This is a genomic window from Sphingobium indicum BiD32 (assembly GCF_000382885.1).
Lineage (GTDB): Bacteria > Pseudomonadota > Alphaproteobacteria > Sphingomonadales > Sphingomonadaceae > Sphingobium > Sphingobium japonicum_C.
On the sequence record NZ_CAVK010000155.1, the window covers coordinates 1 to 21,629 of the forward strand.

The 21,629-nt window shown below is 65.6% G+C and carries 20 protein-coding genes and 1 tRNA gene; 16 read left to right on the top strand and 5 right to left on the bottom strand.

What is annotated here, in order from left to right; genetic code table 11:
- Window positions 1–75: 75 nt before the first annotated feature.
- The 14 genes from gspE to EBBID32_RS16010 all read left to right on the top strand — a co-directional run bounded on the left by gspE (window position 76) and on the right by EBBID32_RS16010 (window position 15,050).
- Window positions 76–1,611 carry a type II secretion system ATPase GspE gene (gene gspE, locus EBBID32_RS15945; RefSeq protein ID WP_006960493.1) on the top strand — a complete coding sequence of 512 codons (1,536 nt, stop codon included), beginning with the start codon at window positions 76–78 and terminating at the stop codon, window positions 1,609–1,611.
- Window positions 1,604–2,821 (top strand): type II secretion system inner membrane protein GspF, encoded by a 1,218-nt coding sequence (gspF, locus tag EBBID32_RS15950; RefSeq protein ID WP_006960495.1) that lies wholly within the window; start codon window positions 1,604–1,606, stop codon window positions 2,819–2,821. The genes gspE and gspF overlap by 8 nt, the downstream gene beginning before the upstream one ends.
- Window positions 2,822–2,830: 9 nt before the next feature.
- Complete coding sequence (gene gspG / locus EBBID32_RS15955) at window positions 2,831–3,373, top strand: type II secretion system major pseudopilin GspG (protein WP_006960497.1); 543 nt, start codon at window positions 2,831–2,833, stop codon at window positions 3,371–3,373.
- Window positions 3,345–3,818: a GspH/FimT family pseudopilin gene (locus EBBID32_RS15960; protein ID WP_051093361.1), complete on the top strand. Its 474-nt coding sequence runs from the start codon at window positions 3,345–3,347 to the stop codon at window positions 3,816–3,818. The genes gspG and EBBID32_RS15960 overlap by 29 nt, the downstream gene beginning before the upstream one ends.
- Window positions 3,819–3,948: 130 nt before the next feature.
- Complete coding sequence (gspI, locus tag EBBID32_RS15965) at window positions 3,949–4,311, top strand: type II secretion system minor pseudopilin GspI (RefSeq protein WP_006960502.1); 363 nt, start codon at window positions 3,949–3,951, stop codon at window positions 4,309–4,311.
- Window positions 4,311–5,054: a type II secretion system minor pseudopilin GspJ gene (gspJ, locus tag EBBID32_RS15970; protein WP_006960504.1), complete on the top strand. Its 744-nt coding sequence runs from the start codon at window positions 4,311–4,313 to the stop codon at window positions 5,052–5,054. The genes gspI and gspJ overlap by 1 nt, the downstream gene beginning before the upstream one ends.
- Window positions 5,047–6,036: a type II secretion system minor pseudopilin GspK gene (gene gspK / locus EBBID32_RS15975; protein WP_006960506.1), complete on the top strand. Its 990-nt coding sequence runs from the start codon at window positions 5,047–5,049 to the stop codon at window positions 6,034–6,036. Before gspJ ends, gspK begins: the two co-directional genes overlap by 8 nt.
- A complete protein-coding gene (gene gspL, locus EBBID32_RS15980; protein ID WP_006960508.1) occupies window positions 6,033–7,151 on the top strand; it encodes a type II secretion system protein GspL in 1,119 nt (372 codons plus the stop codon). The genes gspK and gspL overlap by 4 nt, the downstream gene beginning before the upstream one ends.
- Window positions 7,148–7,633 carry a type II secretion system protein GspM gene (gene gspM / locus EBBID32_RS15985; protein ID WP_006960510.1) on the top strand — a complete coding sequence of 162 codons (486 nt, stop codon included), beginning with the start codon at window positions 7,148–7,150 and terminating at the stop codon, window positions 7,631–7,633. The genes gspL and gspM overlap by 4 nt, the downstream gene beginning before the upstream one ends.
- A complete protein-coding gene (locus EBBID32_RS15990) occupies window positions 7,630–8,352 on the top strand; it encodes a type II secretion system protein N (RefSeq protein ID WP_006960512.1) in 723 nt (240 codons plus the stop codon). The genes gspM and EBBID32_RS15990 overlap by 4 nt, the downstream gene beginning before the upstream one ends.
- Window positions 8,349–9,089 carry a prepilin peptidase gene (locus EBBID32_RS15995; RefSeq protein ID WP_006960513.1) on the top strand — a complete coding sequence of 247 codons (741 nt, stop codon included), beginning with the start codon at window positions 8,349–8,351 and terminating at the stop codon, window positions 9,087–9,089. Before EBBID32_RS15990 ends, EBBID32_RS15995 begins: the two co-directional genes overlap by 4 nt.
- A gap of 39 nt (window positions 9,090–9,128) precedes the next feature.
- Window positions 9,129–9,992 (top strand): ImuA family protein, encoded by an 864-nt coding sequence (locus EBBID32_RS16000; protein ID WP_006960514.1) that lies wholly within the window; start codon window positions 9,129–9,131, stop codon window positions 9,990–9,992.
- On the top strand, window positions 9,952–11,508 hold the full coding sequence (locus EBBID32_RS16005; protein ID WP_006960516.1) for a Y-family DNA polymerase: 1,557 nt from the start codon (window positions 9,952–9,954) through the stop codon (window positions 11,506–11,508). The genes EBBID32_RS16000 and EBBID32_RS16005 overlap by 41 nt, the downstream gene beginning before the upstream one ends.
- Window positions 11,505–15,050 (top strand): error-prone DNA polymerase, encoded by a 3,546-nt coding sequence (locus EBBID32_RS16010; RefSeq protein ID WP_006960518.1) that lies wholly within the window; start codon window positions 11,505–11,507, stop codon window positions 15,048–15,050. The genes EBBID32_RS16005 and EBBID32_RS16010 overlap by 4 nt, the downstream gene beginning before the upstream one ends.
- Window positions 15,051–15,064: 14 nt before the next feature.
- Here EBBID32_RS16010 and EBBID32_RS16015 read toward each other — a convergent pair.
- From EBBID32_RS16015 to EBBID32_RS16025, 3 genes are all read right to left on the bottom strand, one after another.
- Window positions 15,065–15,141, bottom strand: a tRNA-Pro gene (locus EBBID32_RS16015).
- Window positions 15,142–15,404: 263 nt separating this feature from the next.
- Window positions 15,405–15,608, bottom strand: coding sequence for a hypothetical protein (locus tag EBBID32_RS16020; protein WP_006960520.1), 204 nt, complete (start codon window positions 15,606–15,608; stop codon window positions 15,405–15,407).
- A gap of 156 nt (window positions 15,609–15,764) precedes the next feature.
- Window positions 15,765–17,138: a M20/M25/M40 family metallo-hydrolase gene (locus EBBID32_RS16025; RefSeq protein WP_006960522.1), complete on the bottom strand. Its 1,374-nt coding sequence runs from the start codon at window positions 17,136–17,138 to the stop codon at window positions 15,765–15,767.
- Between the two features lie 99 nt (window positions 17,139–17,237).
- On the opposite strand from EBBID32_RS16025, the gene ettA reads away from it, so the two are divergent.
- Entirely contained in the window at window positions 17,238–18,923 is a 1,686-nt protein-coding gene (gene ettA, locus EBBID32_RS16030) for an energy-dependent translational throttle protein EttA (protein ID WP_006960524.1), read from the top strand.
- Window positions 18,924–19,128: 205 nt separating this feature from the next.
- Here ettA and EBBID32_RS16035 read toward each other — a convergent pair whose 3' ends face one another.
- Together EBBID32_RS16035 and EBBID32_RS16040 are read right to left on the bottom strand one after the other, a co-directional pair.
- Window positions 19,129–19,941: an NYN domain-containing protein gene (locus EBBID32_RS16035; RefSeq protein ID WP_006960526.1), complete on the bottom strand. Its 813-nt coding sequence runs from the start codon at window positions 19,939–19,941 to the stop codon at window positions 19,129–19,131.
- Window positions 19,942–19,952: 11 nt separating this feature from the next.
- Window positions 19,953–20,591, bottom strand: coding sequence for a carbonic anhydrase (locus tag EBBID32_RS16040; RefSeq protein WP_006960527.1), 639 nt, complete (start codon window positions 20,589–20,591; stop codon window positions 19,953–19,955).
- Window positions 20,592–20,629: 38 nt separating this feature from the next.
- On the opposite strand from EBBID32_RS16040, the gene lipA reads away from it, so the two are divergent.
- The gene (gene lipA, locus EBBID32_RS16045) at window positions 20,630–21,625 is read left to right on the top strand and encodes a lipoyl synthase (RefSeq protein ID WP_006960529.1); all 996 of its coding nucleotides are present in this window, start codon (window positions 20,630–20,632) and stop codon (window positions 21,623–21,625) included.
- Window positions 21,626–21,629: the final 4 nt, after the last annotated feature.

Below are 21,629 nucleotides of genomic sequence, written 5' to 3' on the forward strand. Positions count from 1 at the left end.
AGTCGAAGGGGGCCGTCCTTCTGCTGCTCAAGAAAGGGCTGGGCTTCGACAAGCTCAGCCCGAACGGGGGTTGGTATGAGTGAAGTCGTTTCTGATCTTCAATCAACTGTCCCTGAACGCGCCATCGACATTCCCTACAGCTTCGCCCGCAAGCATGGCGTGGTCTTGCTCCCGCAGGAGGGCGAACGCCTGGCCATCGCGATCCGTGAAGGAAGCGATCCGCGCATATTGCTGGAAGTCCGCCGCCATCTGGCGCGCAGTTTCGACGTCAGCTTCGTCGATCCGGCCGAGTTCGACCGGCATCTGTCCAACCATTATGCGATGGATGGCAGCGCGGCGGCCATGGCCGGGTCGATCGACATGGGCGCGGACGAGCTGGACATGCTGGCGGCCGACATACCGACCGCCGACGATCTGCTCGACAGCGCCGACGATGCGCCCGCCATCCGCCTGATCAACGGCATCATCGCCGAAGCCGCGCGGCAGGGCGTGTCGGACATCCATATCGAACCCTATGAAACCGGCCTGGTCGTGCGGATGCGGATCGACGGGGTGCTGCGCGAAACGCTGCGGATGCCGCCCCATGTCGCGCCGGTCGTGGTCAGCCGCGTCAAGGTGATGGCGCGGCTCGACATTGCCGAACGGCGCGTGCCGCAGGATGGGCGTATCGGCCTGACGCTGGGCGGCAAACTGCTCGACGTGCGTGTATCGACCCTGCCGAGCCGGGCGGGCGAGCGGGTGGTGCTGCGTATCCTGGACAAGGAAAATGCCGGGATCACGCTCGACCTGCTGGGCATGAACGGGGTGCCGGACCGGATTTTCCGGGAAGGGTTGAGCGAACCCAATGGCATCATCCTGGTTACCGGGCCGACCGGTTCAGGCAAGACGACGACGCTCTATGCGGGCCTGCGCCAGCTCAATGATGGCAGCCGCAATATCCTGACGGTCGAGGACCCGGTCGAATATGCGATGGAGGGCGTGGGCCAGACGCAGGTGAATGCCAAGGTCGGCCTGACCTTCGCGGCCGGGCTGCGCGCGATCCTGCGGCAGGACCCCGATGTGGTGATGGTCGGCGAAATCCGTGATCGCGAGACCGCGGAAATTGCGGTGCAGGCGTCGCTGACCGGGCATCTGGTGCTGTCGACCGTCCACACCAATGACGCGGTCGGGGCGATCACCCGGATGCGCGACATGCGGGTCGAGCCGTTCCTGCTCGCCTCCACCCTGCGCGCGGTCATCGCCCAGCGACTGGTACGGCGGTTGTGCCAGCATTGCCGCGAACCGGTGCAGGCGGACAAGTCGGCCAGCGCGCTGCTGGGTTTCGACCCCGGCACGATCATCTATCGCGCCAAGGGTTGCGGCGAATGTGGCGGCACCGGTTACAAGGGCCGGATCGGCGTGTTCGAGGCGATCCGGGTAGACGACACGATCCGCCGCCTCATCAATGATGGTGGCGATGAATCGCTGATCGCGCGCCATGCTTTCCTCAACGCCCCCAATCTGGGATCGGCAGCGCGGGCTTTGGTGCGCGACGGGCAGACCACGGCGGAGGAAGCCATCCGCGTGTCGCGGCGCGACAGCGTGGACGCGGAAACCATTGCCGATGGCTGAATTTGACTATGTCGCGATCGACCCGGCGGGCAAGGAGCGAAAAGGCGCGCTGAAGGCCGATACGCTGGACGATGCGCGGGCCAAGCTCGACGCGCGCAAGCTGTTCATTGTCGAACTCAGTGCCGGCGCGGTCGAGGTCGCGCGTAAACGGACGGGTCTGGCACAGCGCACCCCGCGCCTCAGCCCCAAGGAACTGACCCTGTTCACCCGGCAACTGGCGACGCTGACACAGGTGAGTCCGCTGGAGGAGTCGCTGCGCACCATCGGGCGGCAGAGCGAGCAGGAGCATGTTCGGCTCATTGTCGGCAAAGTGCATGGCGGCGTGATGGAAGGGCGGCGGCTGGCCGATGCGTTGGGCGCGGAGCCGAAAAGCTTTCCGCCGCTCTATCGCGCGATGATCTCCGCTGGCGAAAGTTCGGGCAGCCTGCCCGCGATCATGGAGCGACTGTCAGACCTGATGGAACGGCAGGCGCTGATGCGGTCCAAGGTGCTGACCGCGATCGCCTATCCGTCGGTGCTGGCCAGCTTTGCGGTGCTGGTGGTCGCGGCGCTGATGATCTTCGTCGTGCCCAAGGTGGTCGAGCAATTCGATACGGTCGGGCAGGAATTGCCGCTGCTGACGCGGATGGTGATGGGGCTGTCTGCCTTTCTGGCGGGCTGGTGGTGGCTGCTGCTGATCCTGATCGGGCTGGCTGGCGTCGGCTTCTGGCGCGCGATGAAGAATGAGGGGTTCCATTATCGCTTCGACGCGATGTTGCTGGGCCTGCCGGTGCTGGGCAAGCTGATCCGCGATCTGCACGCGGCGCGGATGGCGCGCACCCTGTCCACAATGGTGGCAAGCCGCCTGCCCCTGCTGGAGGGGCTGACGCTGACCGCCAACACCGTCCATAACCGGGTGCTGCGGCGCGCTTCGGACGATATTGTGGAGGCTATTCGTGGCGGCGGCAGCCTGTCGGCAGCGCTCCGGCGGGCGGGGGTATTCCCGCCCTTGCTGGTCTATCTGGCGGCCAGCGGGGAGAGCGCGGGGCGGCTCGACACGATGCTGGAACGGGCGGCGGAATATCTGGAACGCGAGTTTGACGCCTTCACCTCCACCGCGCTCGCCATGCTGGAACCGATCATCATCATCATGATGGGCGCGATCGTCGCCGTCATCATCCTGTCCATCCTGCTGCCGATCTTGCAGCTGCAAAGCCTGACCGGGGCTTAGGAGTTGAATATGGTTACACTAAAAACCGTTCGGGCTGAGCTTGTCGAAGCCCTGCCCTTCTTTAGAAGAAAAAAGCAGTCCTTCGACAGGCTCAGGACGAACGGGGAAGAGGGATTCTGTTCCGTCAGGCGTTCCGCTGAGCATGGCTTTACCCTGGTCGAACTGATGGTCGTCATCGTCATCATCGGCCTGCTGGCGACGATCGTGGCGATTAACGTCATCCCCGCCACCGACACTGCGCGGGTGGAGAAGGCAAAGGCGGACATTTCGACCATCGAACAGGCGCTGGAGCAATATCGGCTCGACAATCTGGCCTATCCAGCCGGGTCGGACGGGTTGCAGGCGCTGCTTAACCCGCCCGCATCGCTGGCGCAGCCGCAACGCTACCGGCGTGGCGGCTATATCAAGAAGCTCCCCGACGATCCGTGGGGTCGCGCCTATGTCTATACCGTGCCGGGGCGCAAGGGCGCGTTCGACATTAGTTCGCTGGGCGCGGATGGCCAGCCGGGCGGCGAGAGTGAAAATGCGGATATCTATTCCAGCGAACTCTGATCCCGCGTCCGATGCAGGATTTACGCTGCTTGAACTGATGGTCGTGCTGACGATCATCGGCTTCATTTCGGCTGCCGTCGTCATGGCCATTCCCGATCCGCGCGGGCGCGTGATCGAGGATGCCGACCGCTTTGCCGCGCGCGTCGCCGCCGCGCGCGACGAAGCGGTCGTGACGGCCGCGCCGATGGGCCTTTGGGTATCGGCGTCCGGCTATGGCTTCCAGCGCCGCGATGGCGGGCAATGGGTGGCGCTGGAGGACAAGCCCTTCGTCACCGCCAACTGGAAAAGCGGCACCCGCGCGCTGGTGGGCAAGGATGGGCGGCAGCAGATCGCCTTCGACGGCACCGGCTTGCCCACCGATCCGCTGACGGTGACGCTGGCGCGTGAGGGCGAACGGGTGTCGGTGCGCGTGGACATGGCGGGGAAGGTCATGGTCGGTGGATAATCTGCCATCCCCTCCACCGTCATGCCGGGCCGGACCCGGCATCCAGGGCGACAGACGGCAGCGCTTTGCGCCCTGGACCCCGGATCAAGTCCGGGGTGACGGAAACGTTGAGCGCGACTTCACGCCTTTGATGCGTTCCGCCCAACAGGGCTTCACCTTGTTGGAAATGCTGGTCGCGCTGGCGGTGTTCAGTCTGGCGGCGCTGGCGCTGGTGCGGTTGCAGGGGGTGACGCTGCGCACCGCGGCTGATCTGGACAGCAAGGCGCTGGGCCAGATTGTCGCGCGCAACCTGATGGTCGATGTGCAGAGCGACCCCGTTCCGCCTTCTGTCGGTGAGGAGGATGGCGACGTCGAAAATGGCGGACGGCGCTGGCACTGGAGCCGGACCGTCAAGCCTACCGACGACCAGCGCCTGTTGCAGGTCGACCTGACCGTCGATGGCCAGCCCGGCGCGTCGCCGGTGGTGCTGAGTTTTGTGCGGGTGGTGGAGTGATGGCGATCCGCCCCAACCGACATCCGTTCGTTTCGAGCGAAGTCGAGAAACGGCCAGCACTGTGCCAGACGTTTCTCGACACGCTCGAAACGAACGGATGTGAAGGTGAAAAGATCAAGGGTGAACGCGGCTTCACCCTTATCGAATTGCTCGTTGCGCTCATGATCTTCGCGATGCTGGCCAGCGCGGGCGTCCTGCTGCTGGGCAACAGCGTATCGGCGCAGGCGCAGGTCAAGGCGCGGCTGGATGACATGGCGGCGGTGCAGCGCGCGGGCGGGGCGCTGGCGGGCGATCTGGGGCAGGCGGTGCCGCGCATCACCCGCACCGAAAGCGGCACGCTGGCGCCAGCCTTCTGGGCGCATCATGACGGCGAGAATCAGCCGGTGATGCAGTTTGTGCGGGGCGGCTGGGACAATCTGGGCGACCTGCCAAGGCCTTCTTTGCAAAAGGTCGAATATTGGGTGCGACAGGGGCGGCTGGAGCGGCGGACCTATGCGCAACTGGATGGCGCGGCGGGGGAAGAACCGGCGGCGTTGCTGGAGAATGTCGAGGCTGTGGTCCTCAAATTCCGCGATGCGGAGGGCAAATGGCGCGACGACTGGACCCCGACCCAGCCCGACCTGCTGCCCCGCGCAGTGGAGATGACGCTTACCCGCACCGGGGAGTCGCCCGTCACCCTGCGTTTCCTGGTTGCGCCCGGCCCGGCGGAAAAGCCGATCGTCCAAGGCGCATCCGGTGCCTGATCGGGGCAAGCCCAATGAGCGCGGCGCGGCGCTGCTCACCGTGCTACTGCTGGTGGCGGTGATGGCGGTCGTCGCCGCGACAGCGCTGGAGCGGGTGGCGCTGGCCACGCGCATGACCGGCAATGGCGGCGCGATCGATCAGGCGCGCGCTTATGCCGACGCAGGCACGGCGGTTGCGCGGTTGCGGATCGGCGATCTGGTCGCGGCCAATCCGGCGAAGATCACGCTGGCGGGCGGCTGGCTGGGTGCGCCCCAGAGCATTCCGGTGCCCGGCGGCATGGCGACGGCGCGGGTCACCGATGGCGGCAATTGCTTCAACCTCAACAGCGTGGTGAGCGGCGAGAGCGAGGCCAGCCTGAAGGTGCGGCCCATCGGCGTATCGCAATTTCAGGCGCTGCTGGTGGCGCTGGGCGTCGATGCGCGCGCGGCGCAGTCGGCGGCGGCGGGGTTGGCCGACTGGATCGACAGCGATGGCGATCCGCAGCCGGGCGGGGCGGAGGATGCAGTCTATGCGCAGATGCAGCGGCCCTATCGCGCCGCCAATCGGCTGATGGTGGACGCCAGCGAATTGCGCGCGGTGAACGGGATCACGCCTGCTATCTATGCGACGGTGCGGCCTTGGATCTGCGCGCTGCCGGTCACGGATCTGTCGCCGATCAATATCAATACGTTGCTGCCGCAGCAGGCGCCGCTGTTCGCGATGCTGCTGCCGGGGCAATTGAGCGTTGCGCAAGCGCGGCAATTGCTGGCGCAGCGGCCCATGGACGGCTACGGCAGCACGGTACAATTCTGGGCCTTGCCCTCGCTCGCCGGCCTGTCGCCGATGACCGAGGTGGCCGAGCAGGTCAAATTGACGACGGGGTTTTTCGGAGTGGACGTGGCGGTGACTGTCGGGGGAACGCAGCTGGTGGAGCGGTCGCTGATCGACGCGCGGGAAAGCCCGGCGATGGTGGTGCGGCGCAGCTGGGGCGCGGGGGCATGAGCGCGCGCGACGCCCTGATCGTCTTTCTGCCCGAAGCGGCGGACGCGCCGCCGCACTGGATGCGGGTGGTCGATGGCGCGCCGGTGCAGTCAGGCGAGGGCGCGAACTGGCTGGCGGCGTGCGGCATTACGGCCATGCCCGATGCGGCGCGGGTGATGCTGGTGCCGCCTGCCGCGCTGGTGGCGCTGCACTGGACGGCGTATCCGGACCTGCCGGTGCGGCAGGCGCGGGCGGCAGCGCGGCTGGCGGCGCTGGCGGAGGGCATAGTGCCTGCCGATCAGCTGTTCGCGGTGACCGATGCGCAGGATGACCCGGCGCAACCCCATATTGTGGCGTTGGCGGCGCGCAGCGATATGCAGCACTGGCTGCTCTGGGCGCAGCATCATGGGCTGGACCCCGATAGCATCGTGCCTGCGCCCTTGTTGCTGCCGGAGCCGGAGACGGGCTTTGCGCGCGGCGTGATTGGTGGCGTGTCGGTATTGCGTGGCAGCGACATGGCGCTGACCGGCGATATGGCCTTGCCTGCCCTGATCGGCGACGCGCCGGTGGCCGATGTGTCGCAGGGCGTGATCGAGGGGCTTGCGATTGCGGCGCTCGACGCTCCGCCGATCGACCTGCGGCAGGGTGATTTCGCCAAGCGTGTGCGGCGTCAGGTCGATCAGCGTGCGCTCAAACGGGTGGCGTTGTGGAGCGGGCTGATCCTGCTCACGGCGCTGCTGATCGCGCTGGTCGGCATCCTCAAAAGCCATCGCGAAGCCAGCCGCCTCGACGCGGAGAGCCTGGCGCTGGCGCAGCAGGTCGTCCCCGGTGCCAGCGATGCGGCGCAGGCACTTGGCGCCATGGAGCAGCAACTCGCCGCACGGGGTGCTGGTGGGCGGGCCTTTACCGCGCCGGTGGCGGCGCTGATGGCGGCGATGCAGGATGCGCCGGGTGTTGCGCTGACCAGCCTGTCGCGCGACCCGGACGGGATGCTGCGCGCCACGCTGGCGGCCGCGAAGGCGGATGACATCAATGTCGTGTTGCTCGCGCTTCAGGCGGCGGGTTTCACCATCACGGCGACCCCCGCGCAGGAGCCGGGCGGACGGACGCTGGCAGAAATTACGGTGCGGTCATGATGGAACGGATGCGGGCACTCTGGGGGGAACGCTCACCGCGCGAACGGGTGATGCTGGGCGTGATGTTCGCGTTGCTGGCGGTTGTGATCCTGTGGTTCGGGGTGGCGATGCCGCTCGACCGGGCGCAGCGTTCGGCGCGCGACACGCTGCTGGAAGCAACAGACCGTAACGCGGCGGTGCGCGCCGCTGTTCGGCAATTGAAGGCGCTGCCCCGTGGGGCGGAAGCTGGCCCGGCCGCGCCGCTCGACCAGCTGGTCGGGCAGGGTGCGGGCGAAGCGGGCCTGACGCTGGAACGGGCGCAGGCGCAAGGGCAGGACCGGATGGAAATCGCCATCGCATCGATCCGGCCGGTGGCGCTCTTTTCCTGGCTGGCGACGCTGGAGGCACAGGGGGTGCGGGTCGATACGATGAGCGCGCGACCTGCGCCAACCGCGGGCAGCCTGTCGGTGCAGGCGGTGCTTGTGCGGGGAACGGGGCAATGATGGGGCTGGTCCTTTCGCGCCGGATGCGGACCGCGCTGTTGCTGGTCGTTCTATTTGGCCTGTTCATCTTCCTGCCGATGCGGGTCGCGCTGGGGCTGGCCGGGCTGGAGCGGCTGGGCGTGGCTGCGCGCGATGTGCGCGGTACGGTGTGGAGCGGGCGGATCGATCAGCTGATGCTGGGCGACATGCCGATGGGCAGCGTGCGCGCGGGCCTTTCCCCGGTGGCGTTGCTGACGGGCCGGGCGCGGTTCGACATCGCCCGGACGAAAGGTCTGGCTGACGATATTGCAGGCGCATTGACCGTTGGGTTTGGTCGGATCGGCGTGGACGATGTGAGCGGCGCGGTGCCGCTGGGCCGCACTTTTGCGCCGCTGCCGATCGCCAGCCTCCAGATGGAGGATGTGTCGGCCTATTTTACCGGCGACAGATGCGGCCATGCGGAGGGGCGGGTGCGGGCACGGATGGCCGGGCAGTTTCCGGGGCTGAACCTGTCACAGGGCTTTTCGGGCGCAGTGGCGTGCGATGGCGATGCTTTGTTGCTGCCGCTTGCCAGCCAGTCGGGCATGGAGACGATCACGCTGCGCATCTGGCGGTCGGGTCGCTACAGCGCGACCATGCGGGTCGAGACCGCAGATCCCGCGCTGGCGTCATCGCTGGGGCAGGCGGGCTTTGCGACCGTTGGCAATGCGCAATTGCTGAAGGTCGAAGGCACGTTGTGACCCAGACACTGGCGACGCTGTTGGGCGGGGTGGTCGGTGCGATTATCGGCAGTTTCCTTGCTACTTTGATCCTGCGCTGGCCGCAGGGGCGGGGTGTGACGCGGGGCCGGTCGGCCTGCGATGGCTGTGGCCGCACGCTGACGCCGCTTGATCTGATCCCCTTGCTCAGCGCCCTGTTCCAGCATGGCCGTTGCCGGACTTGCGGCGCGGCGATTGATCCGCTGCATGGGCGGGTTGAACTGGGCTGCGCGGTCATCGGCGCGCTGGCGATCGGCGCGATGCCCGATCTGGGCGGGATCGGCTGGGCATTGCTCGGCTGGCTGCTGCTGACGCTGGCGGTACTGGACTGGCGGCATTATTGGTTGCCCGATGCGCTGACGCTGCCGCTCACTTTTCTGGGGCTGACGCTGGGCCTGTGGGCGACCGATGTGGTGCTGCTTGACCGGATCATCGGCGCGGCGCTGGGCTATGGCAGCCTGCTGGCGATTGCGCTCGCCTATCGCGCGGTACGCGGGCGGGAGGGGCTGGGGCTGGGCGACGCGAAGCTGCTCGGCGCGCTTGGGGCGTGGTTTGGGTGGCAGGCCTTGCCCTTCATCCTGCTGATCGCGGCGCTGGCCGGGCTGGGCGTCATGCTGGCCACTGGCCGCGCCAAAGAAGCGACGGCGCGGGTGCCGCTCGGCACGTTTCTGGCGCTGGCGGCGATACCGGGATGGTATCTTGCGCACGCCCTGTTCTGACGACTGGCGCAAAGGAACGATAGAACATATAGTGAACATATGCGCGATTCGTCTCCTGTTCTTGCCCGGTTGAGGGAGAGCCTGCAACAGCTGGAGCCACGCCGCGCAACCACGCCCGCTGCGCTGTTCGCGCTGGGGCATGACGGGGTCGATACGGCGCTGGGCGGTGGGCTGGCGCGCGGGCGGCTGCACGAAATCTTCGCCGATGCGGAGGATGCCAGCAGCGGCGCGGGTGTCGCCGCCCTGTTCAGTCTGCGCGCGGGTGAAGGGCGGCCCTTTCTGTGGCTGCGCACCGAAGCGATGCAGAAGCGGGTCGGAAAGGTGCACGCCACCGGGCTGGTCGAACTGGGGATCGACCCCGCCAATATGCTGCTGGTGCTGGCCCCTGATGACGCCGCCATGCTCCATGCAGCGGCAGAGGCGGCGCGCTGTGCCGGGCTGGGCGCGGTGCTGGTGGAAAGCTGTGGGCCGATGCGCGGGCTGGACCTGACCGCCAGCCGCCGCCTGATGCTGGCCGCCGAAGCATCGGGCGTCACCCTGTTCCTGCTGCGGATCGCCGCCGATGCCGCGCCCAGCGCCGCCGATACGCGCTGGCGGGTCAGTGCTTCACCCTCGATCGCGCTGGAGGCGGACGCGCCGGGCGCATCCTTGTTTCAAATCGAATTGTTGCGTCGCCGCGCCGGTCCACCGGCCGGGCCATGGCGCATGGAGTGGGACCGTGACCGACTATGTTTCAGACGTCCCGATGGACGAGGCATTGATGGAATATCCGGGGCAGGAGGAGGGCTTGACGGTCGCGACGTCGAGCGCCCGGCACCGCCGCTATCTCGCCCTGTTCTTCCCTTGGCTCCCGGCGGAGCGGTTGCGCCTGACCCGGCCCCATTTGTGCGCCGGGCAGGATGAGCGCCCCCGCGCCTTTGTCGAAAAGATACGCGGCGCGTTGCGGCTGGCGGCGGTGGATGAGGCCGCCGCGGCGCTGGGCCTGTCGCCCGGCCTGTCGATGGCGGACGCCCGCGCCCGCGTGCCGGACCTCGACCTGTTCGACCATGTTCCGCATGAGGATCAGGACTGGCTGGAGCGGCTGGCCGATGGCTGCACCCGTTATACGCCCACGGTGGCGCTAGATCCGCCCGACGGGCTGATCCTCGACACCAGCGGATGCGATCATCTCTTTGGCGGGGAGGCGGGGCTGGCGGCTGATCTGGAACGGCGGCTGGCGCGGCTGGGCGTGGCGGTGCGGCTGGCCTTTGCCGGAACGCCGGAGGGCGCGCGGGCGCTGGCCCGCTATGTTGCAGGAGCCGCCTGCGACGAGGATAGCGCGATCCGCCGTCTGCCCGTCGCGGCGCTGGAACTGGACGAGGAGGCTACGCTGGCGCTGCGCCGGGCGGGGCTGAAAAGCATTGGCGATGTCGCGCGTCGGCCGATGTCGTCCATCGCCGCCCGCTTTGGTGCTTCGGCGGTGATGGCGATCCGCCGGATCGTGGGGGAGGCCGACAGCGCCCTGACCCCGCGCCGGGTCGTCCCGCCGCTGGGCGTCGAGCGGCGCTTTGCCGAACCGGTCGCGCGCACCGAAACCATGATGACGATCCTGGCTGAACTGGCGGGCGAGGCGGCAGAGATATTGGAGCAGAGAGGCCATGGCGGCCGCCGGTTCGAGGCGCTGTTTTTCCGCAGTGACGGGCTGGTGCGCCGCCTGACCGTGGAAACCGGCGCGCCGATGCGCGACGTGCCTGCGCTGATGCGGTTGATCCGGGAACGGATCGACAGTCTCAACGATCCGATCGACCCCGGCTTCGGCTTCGACCTGCTGCGCCTGAATGTGCCGTTGACCGAGCCGCTGGGCGCATCGCAATTGCGGCTGGAGGGCGGCGCGACCGGCGAGGCGGCGGTGACTGCGCTGGTCGAGCGGCTGAGCACCCGGCTGGGGCGCAACCGCGTCCGCCGCTTTGGCGCGCACGACAGTCATATGCCCGAACAGGCGGAATTTGCGCTGCCTGCGCTCGATGCGCCGCCATCCGACCTGTGGGCAACGCCGCAATCGGGGGAGCCGCCGCTGCGCCCCATCCATCTGTTCGATCCGCCCCAGCCGATCGAGGTGCTGGGCGCCGAAGTCCCCGATGGTCCGCCCCGCCGTTTCCGCTGGCGGCGGGCGTTGCACGAAGTCGCCCGGTTCGAGGGGCCGGAGCGGATCGCCGGGGAATGGTGGCGCAGGCGACCCGTGTCGATCGAACTGCCCCGGCCCGGCAGCGATCCGGGTGAGGTCGATATCCGCTATCTGCTGGGCGATGCGCCCGACCATATCCGTGACTATTACCGGGTGGAGGACCGGCGCGGCCGTCGTTTCTGGATTTTCCGGCTGGGCTTCTTCGAGCCGGACAAGCCAATGCCGCGCTGGTACATGCACGGCCTGTTCGCATGAGCCGGGGGCGTGATCCGGGACCGGAGGAGGAGGGGCGTCGACCCATCGCTCTGGATGCGGCGCTGCGGGCGCGGCGACCGGAACCGCCATCGCCCGCGCCGGATTTTGCCGAACTGGTGGCGGCGACCAATTATAGCTTCCTGCGTGGCGCATCGCATCCGGCCGATATGGTGGCGCAGGCGCTGGCGCTGGGCCATGCGGGCATCGGCATTGCCGATCGCAATACGGTAGCCGGGGTGGTGCGGGCGTGGAGCGCGCTCAAATCGGTGCGCAAGATGCTGGCGGAGGATGCTGAGGATCAGGGCATCCGCACTGGCGAAACCGTGCAGTCGGCCACAGAACGCCGCCATCTTGCGGCGCAGGCGCTGCCGCTGGCGCAGGCTTTCCGTCTCGTCACCGGCGCGCGCCTCTGTTTTGCCGACGGGACGCCGGACATCATCGCCTACCCCATCAACCGCCATGGCTGGGGGCGGCTGACCCGGCTGCTGAGCGTCGGTAATCTCAAAAGCATGGTGCAAAAGGGCGATTGCGACCTGCGCCTTTCCGACCTGATCGAGCATGCGCAGGACATGGTCCTGATCGTCATGGCTGGCGAGGCGGACGAAGCGCTGCTGGCGAGGCTGGCCCAACTGGTGCCGGACGGGTTGTGGATCGGCGTTACGATGCCGCGCGTCGGGCCGGACCGCCGCCGCCTCGCCCGGCTGGCGGCGATGGCGCTGCGGCTCGGCCTGCCGCTGCTTGCGACCTGTGACGCGCTCTATGCGGTGGCGCAGGATCGCCCGTTGCACGATGTCGTTACCTGTATTCGACAGGGCGTGACCCTGCGCGAGGCGGGGCGGCGGCTGGAGGCCAATGCCGAGCGGCACCTGAAGCCCGCGCGCGAAATGGCGCGGCTGTTCCGCGACTGGCCGCAGGCGGTGGGCGCGTGGCGCGACGTGCTGGACCGGATCGCGTTCGATCTGTCCGACCTCAAATATGAATATCCGCATGAACCGGTGCCGGAAGGATGGGAGGCGCAGGACTGGCTGGAGCATGAAGTGCTGCGTCTGGCGGGTGAAGCCTATCCCGATGGCGTGCCGGACAAGGTTCATGCGATGCTGGCGGAGGAATTCGCGCTGATCCGCACACGCAATTACGCCTGTTATTTCCTGACCGTCTATGAAGCGGTGCAGTTTGCCCGCAGCCTCGACCCGCCGATCCTGTGCCAGGGGCGGGGATCAGCGGCCAATTCGGCGGTCTGCTATTATCTGGGCATCACCTCGGTCGACCCGACCAAACATAATCTGCTCTTTTCCCGCTTCATTTCGGAGGATCGCGACGAGCCGCCCGACATCGACGTCGATTTCGAGCATGAGCGGCGCGAGGAGGTGATCCAGCATATCTACGCCCGCTATGGCCGCGAGCGCGCCGCCATCGCCGCGACCGTCATCCATTATCGCCCGCGCAGCACGGTGCGGGAGGTCGGCAAGGTGCTGGGCCTGTCGGAAGATGTGACCGCGCGGATCGGCAGCACCGTGTGGGGCAGCCACGCCAGCGGCATGGAGGAACGGCGCTTTCGCGACGCCGGGCTGGACGTGGGCAATCCGCTGGTCATGCAACTGAAGGAACTGGTCGACCGGCTGCTGACCTTCCCGCGCCATCTGTCGCAGCATGTCGGTGGTTTTGTGCTGACGCAGGACCGGCTGGATGAGACGGTGCCGATCCACCATGCGGCGATGGCGGATCGCACATTTCTGGAGTGGGACAAGGATGATATCGACGCGCTGGGCCTGATGAAGGTGGATGTGCTGGCGCTGGGGATGCTCAGTTGCATCCGCAAGGGGTTTGCGCTGATGCGCGATCATCGCCTGGGCGACATGACGCTGGCGTCGGTGCCGGGGGAAGAAGTGCCGGTCTATGACATGCTGTGCCGGGGCGACAGCGTGGGCGTGTTCCAGGTGGAAAGCCGCGCCCAGATCAACATGCTGCCCCGCCTGCGCCCGCGCACTTTCTATGATCTGGCGGTGCAGGTGGCGATCGTGCGGCCCGGCCCGATCGAGGGGGACATGGTCCACCCCTATCTCGCCCGCCGGGCCGAAGCCCGCGATGGAAAGCCGCCCTCCTGGCGCTTCCCTTCGCCAGCGCCCCCGCATCCTGCCGACGAATTGCATCATGTGCTGGGCCACACCTATGGCGTACCGCTGTTTCAGGAACAGGCGATGAAGCTGGCGATCACCGCCGCCAGCTTCACGTCTGGGGAGGCCAACAAGCTGCGCCGGGCGATGGCGACCTTCCGCAATGTCGGCACGATCGGCGAATTTGAGGAAAAGATGATCGGCGGCATGGTGGCGCGCGGCTATGAACGCGCCTTTGCCCAACGCTGCTACGACCAGATCAAGGGCTTTGGCAGCTATGGCTTCCCCGAAAGCCATGCCATTTCCTTTGCCCGGCTGGTCTATGTGTCGGCCTGGCTGAAATGCTACCAGCCTGCCGTGTTTGCCGCGGCGCTGCTCAATGCGCAGCCGATGGGCTTCTATGCCCCTGCGCAGATCGTGCGCGACGCGATCGAACATGGCGTCATGGTGCGCGGTATCGACGTCAATGCCAGCGGGTGGGACAATGGGCTGGAGCCGATTGCGGTGGATGATCCTGATGCGGGCAAGCGCTGGACTCCGGCCAATCGCCGTTGGGGCGACATCGTCCCGCGCCACCGGCAGGACGGGGCGTTCGCGCTGCGGCTGGGCTTTCGCCAGATTGATGGGTTCCGTGAGGCGTGGGGGGAGGCGATCGCGGCGGATCGCGCGACGTCCGGTCCCTTCGCGTCGATCGAGGAATTGGGGCAACGGGTGCGGCTGCCCGCCCGCGCGCTGCATCTGCTGGCCGATGCCGACGCCTGCCGCTCGATCGGGCGGGCGCGGCGCGACGCGGCCTGGGACGTGCGGCGGATGCCGTCGGGCGAGTTACCGCTGTTCGCCGCCGCCCGTGCGCGCGAACTGGGTGAGGAAGCCGATGCCGCCCTGCCGCCCATGCCCTTGTCCGAAGCGGTGGCGGCCGATTATCAACTGACCCGGCTGTCGCTCAAACAGCATCCGATGACCTTCCTGCGCCCGGTTTTTCGCGCTGAGGGGCTGTTGACCAGCGAGCAGGTGAGCGGCGTGAAAAATGGTGTGCGGGCGAAGGTGGCGGGCGTGGTGCTGGTGCGGCAGCGTCCCGGCAAGGGCAATGCCATCTTCGCCACGCTGGAGGATGAGACCGGCATCGTCAACATCCTGCTCTGGGCCAGGATGCTGGATCGCTATCGCCTGCCGCTGATGGCGGCGCGGCTGATGGAGGCGCATGGTGTGGTGCAACGAGTCCGCGAAGGTCCGGTCGATGTGCTGCACCTGATGGCGGATCGCATCGTGGATCGGACCGCCGAACTGGATCGCCTGTCGGAGGATCATGCCACGCTGATCGAGGCGGGGCCGGGCGACAAGGCTGTCCATCCCGTCATGTCACGCCTGCGCAGCCACGGCCATCCGCGCAACGTGCGGATATTGCCCGGATCACGCGATTTTCATTAGCGATTTTTGTGAAGTGGTCGGGGAGACAGGATTCGAACCTGCGACATCCTGCTCCCAAAGCAGGCGCGCTACCAGACTGCGCTACTCCCCGACGCCTCGCGCCTTAGCGGCCTATCGCGCGTCCCGTCAATCGGCGATCAGTGAAAGAATAGCCAAAGTAGCAGAATGATAGGGATCGGCCCGCCAATCAGCCATAATAACAGACCTTTGCCCATGATATTTTCTCCTGCGGCGTCAGGAAATCAACCCATGGGCGGGCGGAGATGTTCCCGATGGGACCGATCCGCTTGGCACAAACAAAAAGGGCGGGCCGTGGGTACGGCCCGCCCTTCGGAAATCTCGCTAATGCGAAGATTACATCGCGTTCGCAGCGTTGTTCGCAGCGTTCGCGGCGTTGTCAGCAGCGTTCGTTGCATTTTCAGCAGCGTTCACGGCGTTTTCAACAACGTTTTCCACGACGGCGTTCGAAGCGTTCGCGGTTTCGTTGGCCGGCGTCTCACCGCAAGCGGCGAGGGCCATCAGGCTGGCCGAAGCGAAAACAGCAGCGATCTTCTTCATTGTGTACGGCTCCCATAGCATTATGCCGCGTCAGGCACGTTACGATGTGACCCTACGCGAGCGACCCGCATTAACGTGTGCGTTGCACAAATCAATGCTTTTCTGCGCCGGTGAAACGAAGGAATCACGCGACAGGGCGTTGTCTACTATAAAAGTTCAGTTAACGCCCAATGTTTCTGATGCGTGGGCGACGAGGTTCAGCGTTACCGCCCAGGCGGCGACATTCTGCCGCAGCTGCGCCGGATCGACCTTGTCCAGCGTGTCGTCAGGCGTGTGATGCAGGTCGAAATAGCGGGTGCCATCCTGTTGCAGGTCGATCACCGGCACGCCAGCCTTCACCAGCGGCGCAATGTCGGCCCCGCCGCCCGCTTCCTGCTTGCTGGCACCGATACCCAAAGGCGCAAGTGCTCCCGCAATGCGCGTGGCGAGCGCGTCATGCCCCTGTGGCAGTTTGAAATCGACGCGCCAGACGCGATCGGCGCCAAAGTCCGATTCGATCGCCAGCGCATGTTTCTCGCTACCATGCGCCTTATAATAGGCCCGCGCGCCGTCGCCGCCGACCTCCTCTGCGCCAGCCATCAGCACGCGGATGGTGCGCCGGGGCTGGCCCGCCTTTGCCACCTGCAACGCCGCAGCCGCCGCGATGCCGCAGCCGGTTGCATCGTCGATCGCGCCGGTGCCCTGGTCCCAGCTGTCGAGATGACAGGCCGCGATCACGACGCCCGCCGCCGGATCGCTGCCCGGAATTTCCGCGATGACATTGCCCGACGGCTGGTCCTTGAGCATTTTCGAGGTCAGCGTCAGGTGCAGCTTCACCGGCTGCCCGCGCGCGATAACGCGGGCCAGTTGCTCGGCATCGGGGACCGAAAGCGCAGCGGCCGGAATCGGCGTCACGCCATCCGCCCACATCTGCACCCCGGTATGGGGCAGACGGTGATGATCGGTGCCGATCGATCGGATCAATATGGCGATCGCGCCCTTTTTCGACGCGATGCTGGGTCCCTGCCGCCGCGCGGCACCGAAATAGCCGTAGGACGATCCGTCCTGCGTCGCTGCCATATCGTGGCTGACGAAGGCGATCTTGCCCTTCACGCTGGCGGCGGGCGCAGCCTCCAGATCGGCGATGGTCGGAAAATAGACCACGTCGCCTTCGATCCCCTTGTCCGGGGTCGATCCGCTGTTACCGAGCGCCGCCAGCACCAGATTTTGCGGGAAGGGGGAGAGGATTTTCGCTTCGTCGCGGCCGCGCACCCATACCGGCATGGTATAGGGTTCGGCGCGCACATTGCTGAACCCCAGCGCCTTGAGCTTCGCCACCGCCCAGTCGCGCGCGCGCGCCTCCTGCGGCGTGCCGGCCGGACGCGGGCCGACTTCGGTAGTCAGGCCTTCGGTGAAATCCCAGGCAACATCATCCCTGAGCGCAGCGTCGCGAATCGCGGCGCTGTCTGCCGGGGCGGCATGGGACAGGACGGGGGTGAGGAGGCTGCCAAGGAGGAGGGCGGCAAGCGTGCCCGATCGGATTTTCTGCATGGATGAGAGCGTAGCGAGCCATCACCCATTTGCCAATGCGCCCCGCCTCCGCTAACTCCGCGCCAAATCCTCTTATCCTACCGTTGGAGCTGCCCGAACATGTCCGCCTCCTCGCAATATGCCTATGTCATGAAGAGCATGACCAAGAGCTTCCCCGGCGCTGCCAAGCCGGTGCTGAGCAACATCAACCTGCAATTTTATCGCGGGTCCAAGATCGGCATCGTCGGGCCGAACGGTGCGGGCAAGTCGACCCTGATCAAGATCATGGCCGGCATCGACACCGATTTCACCGGTGAAGCCTGGCCGGGCGAGAATATCACGGTCGGCTATCTGGCGCAGGAGCCGCAACTCGACCCGACCAAGACGGTGCTGGAAAACGTCAAGGACGGCGCGCGCGAGACCGCGGACAAGATGGACCGCTTCAACGAGATCAGCAACATCATGGCCGATCCGCCGGAGGACGTCGATTTCGACGCGCTGATGGAGGAAATGGGGACGTTGCAGGAACAGATCGACGCGGTCGATGGCTGGACGCTCGACAACCAGCTGGAAATCGCGATGGAGGCGCTGCGCTGCCCGCCGTCCGACTGGTCGGTCGAAAATCTGTCGGGCGGTGAAAAGCGCCGCATTGCGCTGACCCGCCTGCTGATCCAGAAGCCCGACATCCTGCTGCTCGACGAACCGACCAACCATCTGGATGCGGAAAGCGTCACCTGGCTGGAAAATCACCTGAAGGAATATGCGGGCGCGGTGCTGATGATCACCCATGACCGCTATTTCCTCGACAATGTCGTGGGCTGGATTCTGGAACTCGATCGGGGCAAATATTTCCCCTATGAAGGCAATTACTCCACCTATCTGGAGAAGAAGGCCAAACGTCTGGAGCAGGAGGACCGCGAGGCTTCGGGCCGCCAGAAGGCGATCAATGACGAGCTGGAATGGATCCGGCAGGGCACCAAGGGCCGCCAGACCAAGTCCAAGGCACGTATCAAGAAGTTTGAGGAACTGGTCGCTGGCCAGAATAACCGCTCGCCGGGCAAGGCGCAGATCGTCATCCAGGTGCCGGAGCGGCTGGGCGGCAAGGTGATCGAGTTCAAGGGCATTTCCAAGGCGTTTGGTGACAAGCTGCTGTTCGAGGATCTGTCCTTCCTGCTTCCTCCGGGCGGCATTGTCGGTGTGATCGGGCCGAACGGCGCGGGTAAATCGACCTTGTTCAAGCTGATCACCGGCCAGGAAAAGCCCGATTCGGGCGAGATCGACATCGGCACGACTGTGCGTCTGGGCTTTGTCGACCAGAGCCGCGACCATCTGGACGACAGCAAGAATGTCTGGGAGGAAGTGTCCGACGGCCTCGATTATGTGAAGGTCAATGGCCATGACATGTCGACGCGGGCCTATGTCGGCGCCTTCAACTTCAAGGGGCAGGACCAGCAGAAGAATGTCGGCAAGCTGTCGGGCGGTGAGCGCAACCGCGTCCACATCGCCAAGATGCTGAAAAAGGGCGGCAACGTGCTGCTGCTCGACGAACCGACCAACGATCTGGACGTCGAAACGCTGGGCGCGCTGGAAGAAGCGATCGAAAATTTCGCGGGCTGCGCCGTGGTCATCAGCCATGACCGCTTCTTCCTCGATCGCCTCGCCACCCACATCCTCGCCTTCGAGGGCGACAGCCATGTCGAATGGTTTGAGGGGAATTTTGAGGCTTATGAGGAAGATAAGCGCCGTCGCCTGGGCGACGCGGCCGATCGTCCGACGCGGCTGGCCTATAAGAAACTGACCCGCTGATTGGACGTTTCAGCCGGGCGGTTGCAAAAATTGCAACTGCCCGGCTGTTTTTCGCACTTGCGATATTAGCGCTAATATTTGAAGAGGGCAGTGCCTTTCAGGCATCCTCTCCTAAACTTTACGGGCCGGTCCTTCACAGGATCGGCCTTTTTTTTGGGTTAGGCCACCTATCCCTCTCCATTGCGGGAGAGAGATAAATGGAGCCTCAGCTCACCCGCTTGATCCACACCTGTCCGCCTTCACGCGATTCGGTGATGAAGTTGGGGATCGCCTGCACGAGATCGGACAGGCGCTTATAGCCATAATTGCGTACGTCGAAGCTGGAGCGGTTGCCGGCGAGCTGGCCCACGGACCCCAGCAGCACAAAGCCGCGCTCGTCGCGTTTGACCGAATCATAGGCGTCGATCAGCAGCTTGATGACCTCGTCATCGACAGCCTTCTTCACGACCGGGGCAGTTGCTGGAGCAGGCGCGGATGCTGGTGGAGTGGCTTTCGCTGGCGCGGCTTTGCTTTCGTCAGACCTGGGTGCGCGAGCCGGGGCGGCGACCTTCCTGACGACCGGCTCCTGCGCTTCGGCCAGCGCCACCACGTCGATGAAGCGGGTGCAGGCGCGGCGGAAGCCCTCCGGCGAATTCATCCGACCAAAACCATAGACCGGGATGCCCTGTTGCCGGATGCGCGTGACCAGCGGGGTGAAATCGCTGTCGCTCGACATCAGGCCAAAGCCGCTGACCCGACCGCTCGCCATCAGGTCCATGGCGTCGATCGTCATCTTCATGTCGGTGGCGTTCTTGCCCTTGGTCAGGTCGAACTGCTGCTGCGGCTCGATCGCCTGCGCGATCGACAGCGCGGCCCAGCTCTTGAGCGTCGCCTTGCTCCAGTTACCATAGGCGCGGCGGATATTGACCGTGCCCAGCTCCGCCAGCACCGTCATCACCGGATCGAAATGGGCCGCCGACGCATTGTCCGCATCGATCAGCAGGGCGATATTGCCGCTCGGCCCGTCCAGTGACGTCATGATATGTCCTTTCAGGCGGGGGAGAAAATGCCGCTCTGCTCATCCATGACATGCAGTTGGCCGTCGGAAATGGCAAAGAAAGCGCCGATCAGTTTCAACGCGCCCTTGCGTTCCTTGGACCGGACGCAAGGGAATGTGCGCAGGTTGGCGAGACTCACCTTGACGCTTTCCTGCTCCATCGCCCGTTCGACGTCCCGGCTGCGATCGTCGCCATAACGGGCGATCACCGTTTCGCGCGCCGGGTCCAGCAGCTCGATCCAGCTATGGATGAAACCGCCTTCGCCAGGTTCTGCATCCTTGAGATCATGACTGAGCGCTGCCTTGCAACCCCCGCATTTACCATGGCCCATGACGATGATTTCGCTGACCTTGAGCACCTGCACGGCAAATTCCAGCGCGGCCGATACGCCATGATGGCCCGGCGTCGTTTCAAACGGCGGCACCAGCGCGGCGACATTGCGCACGACGAAAATCTCGCCGGGGTTCGTGTCGAAAATCTGCGCGGGGTCGACCCGGCTGTCCGAACAGGCGATGATCATCACCCTGGGGCTTTGCCCTTCGCTCAGTTCGTCCCACCGCTCGCGCTGCTGGGTCCAGCCGGTCTGGCGGAAACGGCGATAGCCTTCGATCATATTGGAAAAATCAGCCATGCCATGGTCTGTGCCGCACAATGGGGAAGCTGGCAAGCATGGCCATATGGGGACTGGCAAGTCTGGCGCTGGATCGCTATCTGGGGCGGATGAACGACATCGCCCCGATCCCCATGCCCGGTGACCCTGCCAAGCCGGAGCGCACGCGCAAACCCGACTGGATTCGCGTCAAGGCGCCGACCAGCCCGGCTTATCATGAAACGCGCAAGCTGATGCGGGACAAGGGGCTCAACACGGTCTGCGAGGAAGCGGCCTGCCCGAATATCGGCGAATGCTGGACCAAGAAGCACGCCACAGTGATGATCCTGGGCGACGTCTGCACGCGCGCCTGCGCCTTTTGCAACGTCAAGACCGGGATGCCGCGCAAGGTTGATGTCAACGAACCGCAGAATCTGGCGGATGCCTGTGCTGAAATGGGGTTGGAACATATCGTCATCACCTCGGTCGATCGCGACGATCTGCCCGACGGTGGCGCATCGCAATTTGTGAAAGTGATCGAGGCGCTGCGCCGCACCACACCCAATACGACGATCGAAATTCTGACGCCGGATTTCCGCAACAAGCATGAACGCGCGGTCGAGATGATCGTCACGGCCCGGCCCGACGTCTATAATCATAATCTGGAGACGGTCCCACGCCTCTACCCGACCATCCGCCCCGGCGCGCGCTATTATGCCTCGTTGCGGCTGCTGGAGTCGGTCAAGCGGCTGGACCCGTCCATCTTCACCAAGTCGGGCATCATGCTGGGGCTGGGCGAGGAGCGGCTGGAAGTGCATCAGGTGATGGACGACATGCGATCGGCCGACATCGATTTCCTGACCATGGGCCAATATCTCCAGCCCACGCCCAAGCACGCCAAGGTGATCGAGTTCGTCACCCCGGCCGCGTTCAACGCCTATGCCGCGATCGCGCGGGCCAAGGGCTTCCTGCAGGTTGCGTCCAGCCCGCTCACCCGGTCAAGCTATCATGCGGGCGCGGACTTTGCCGAAATGCGCGCCGCGCGTGAAGCCAAGCTGGCCAAGGCCGCCCGGTAAATCC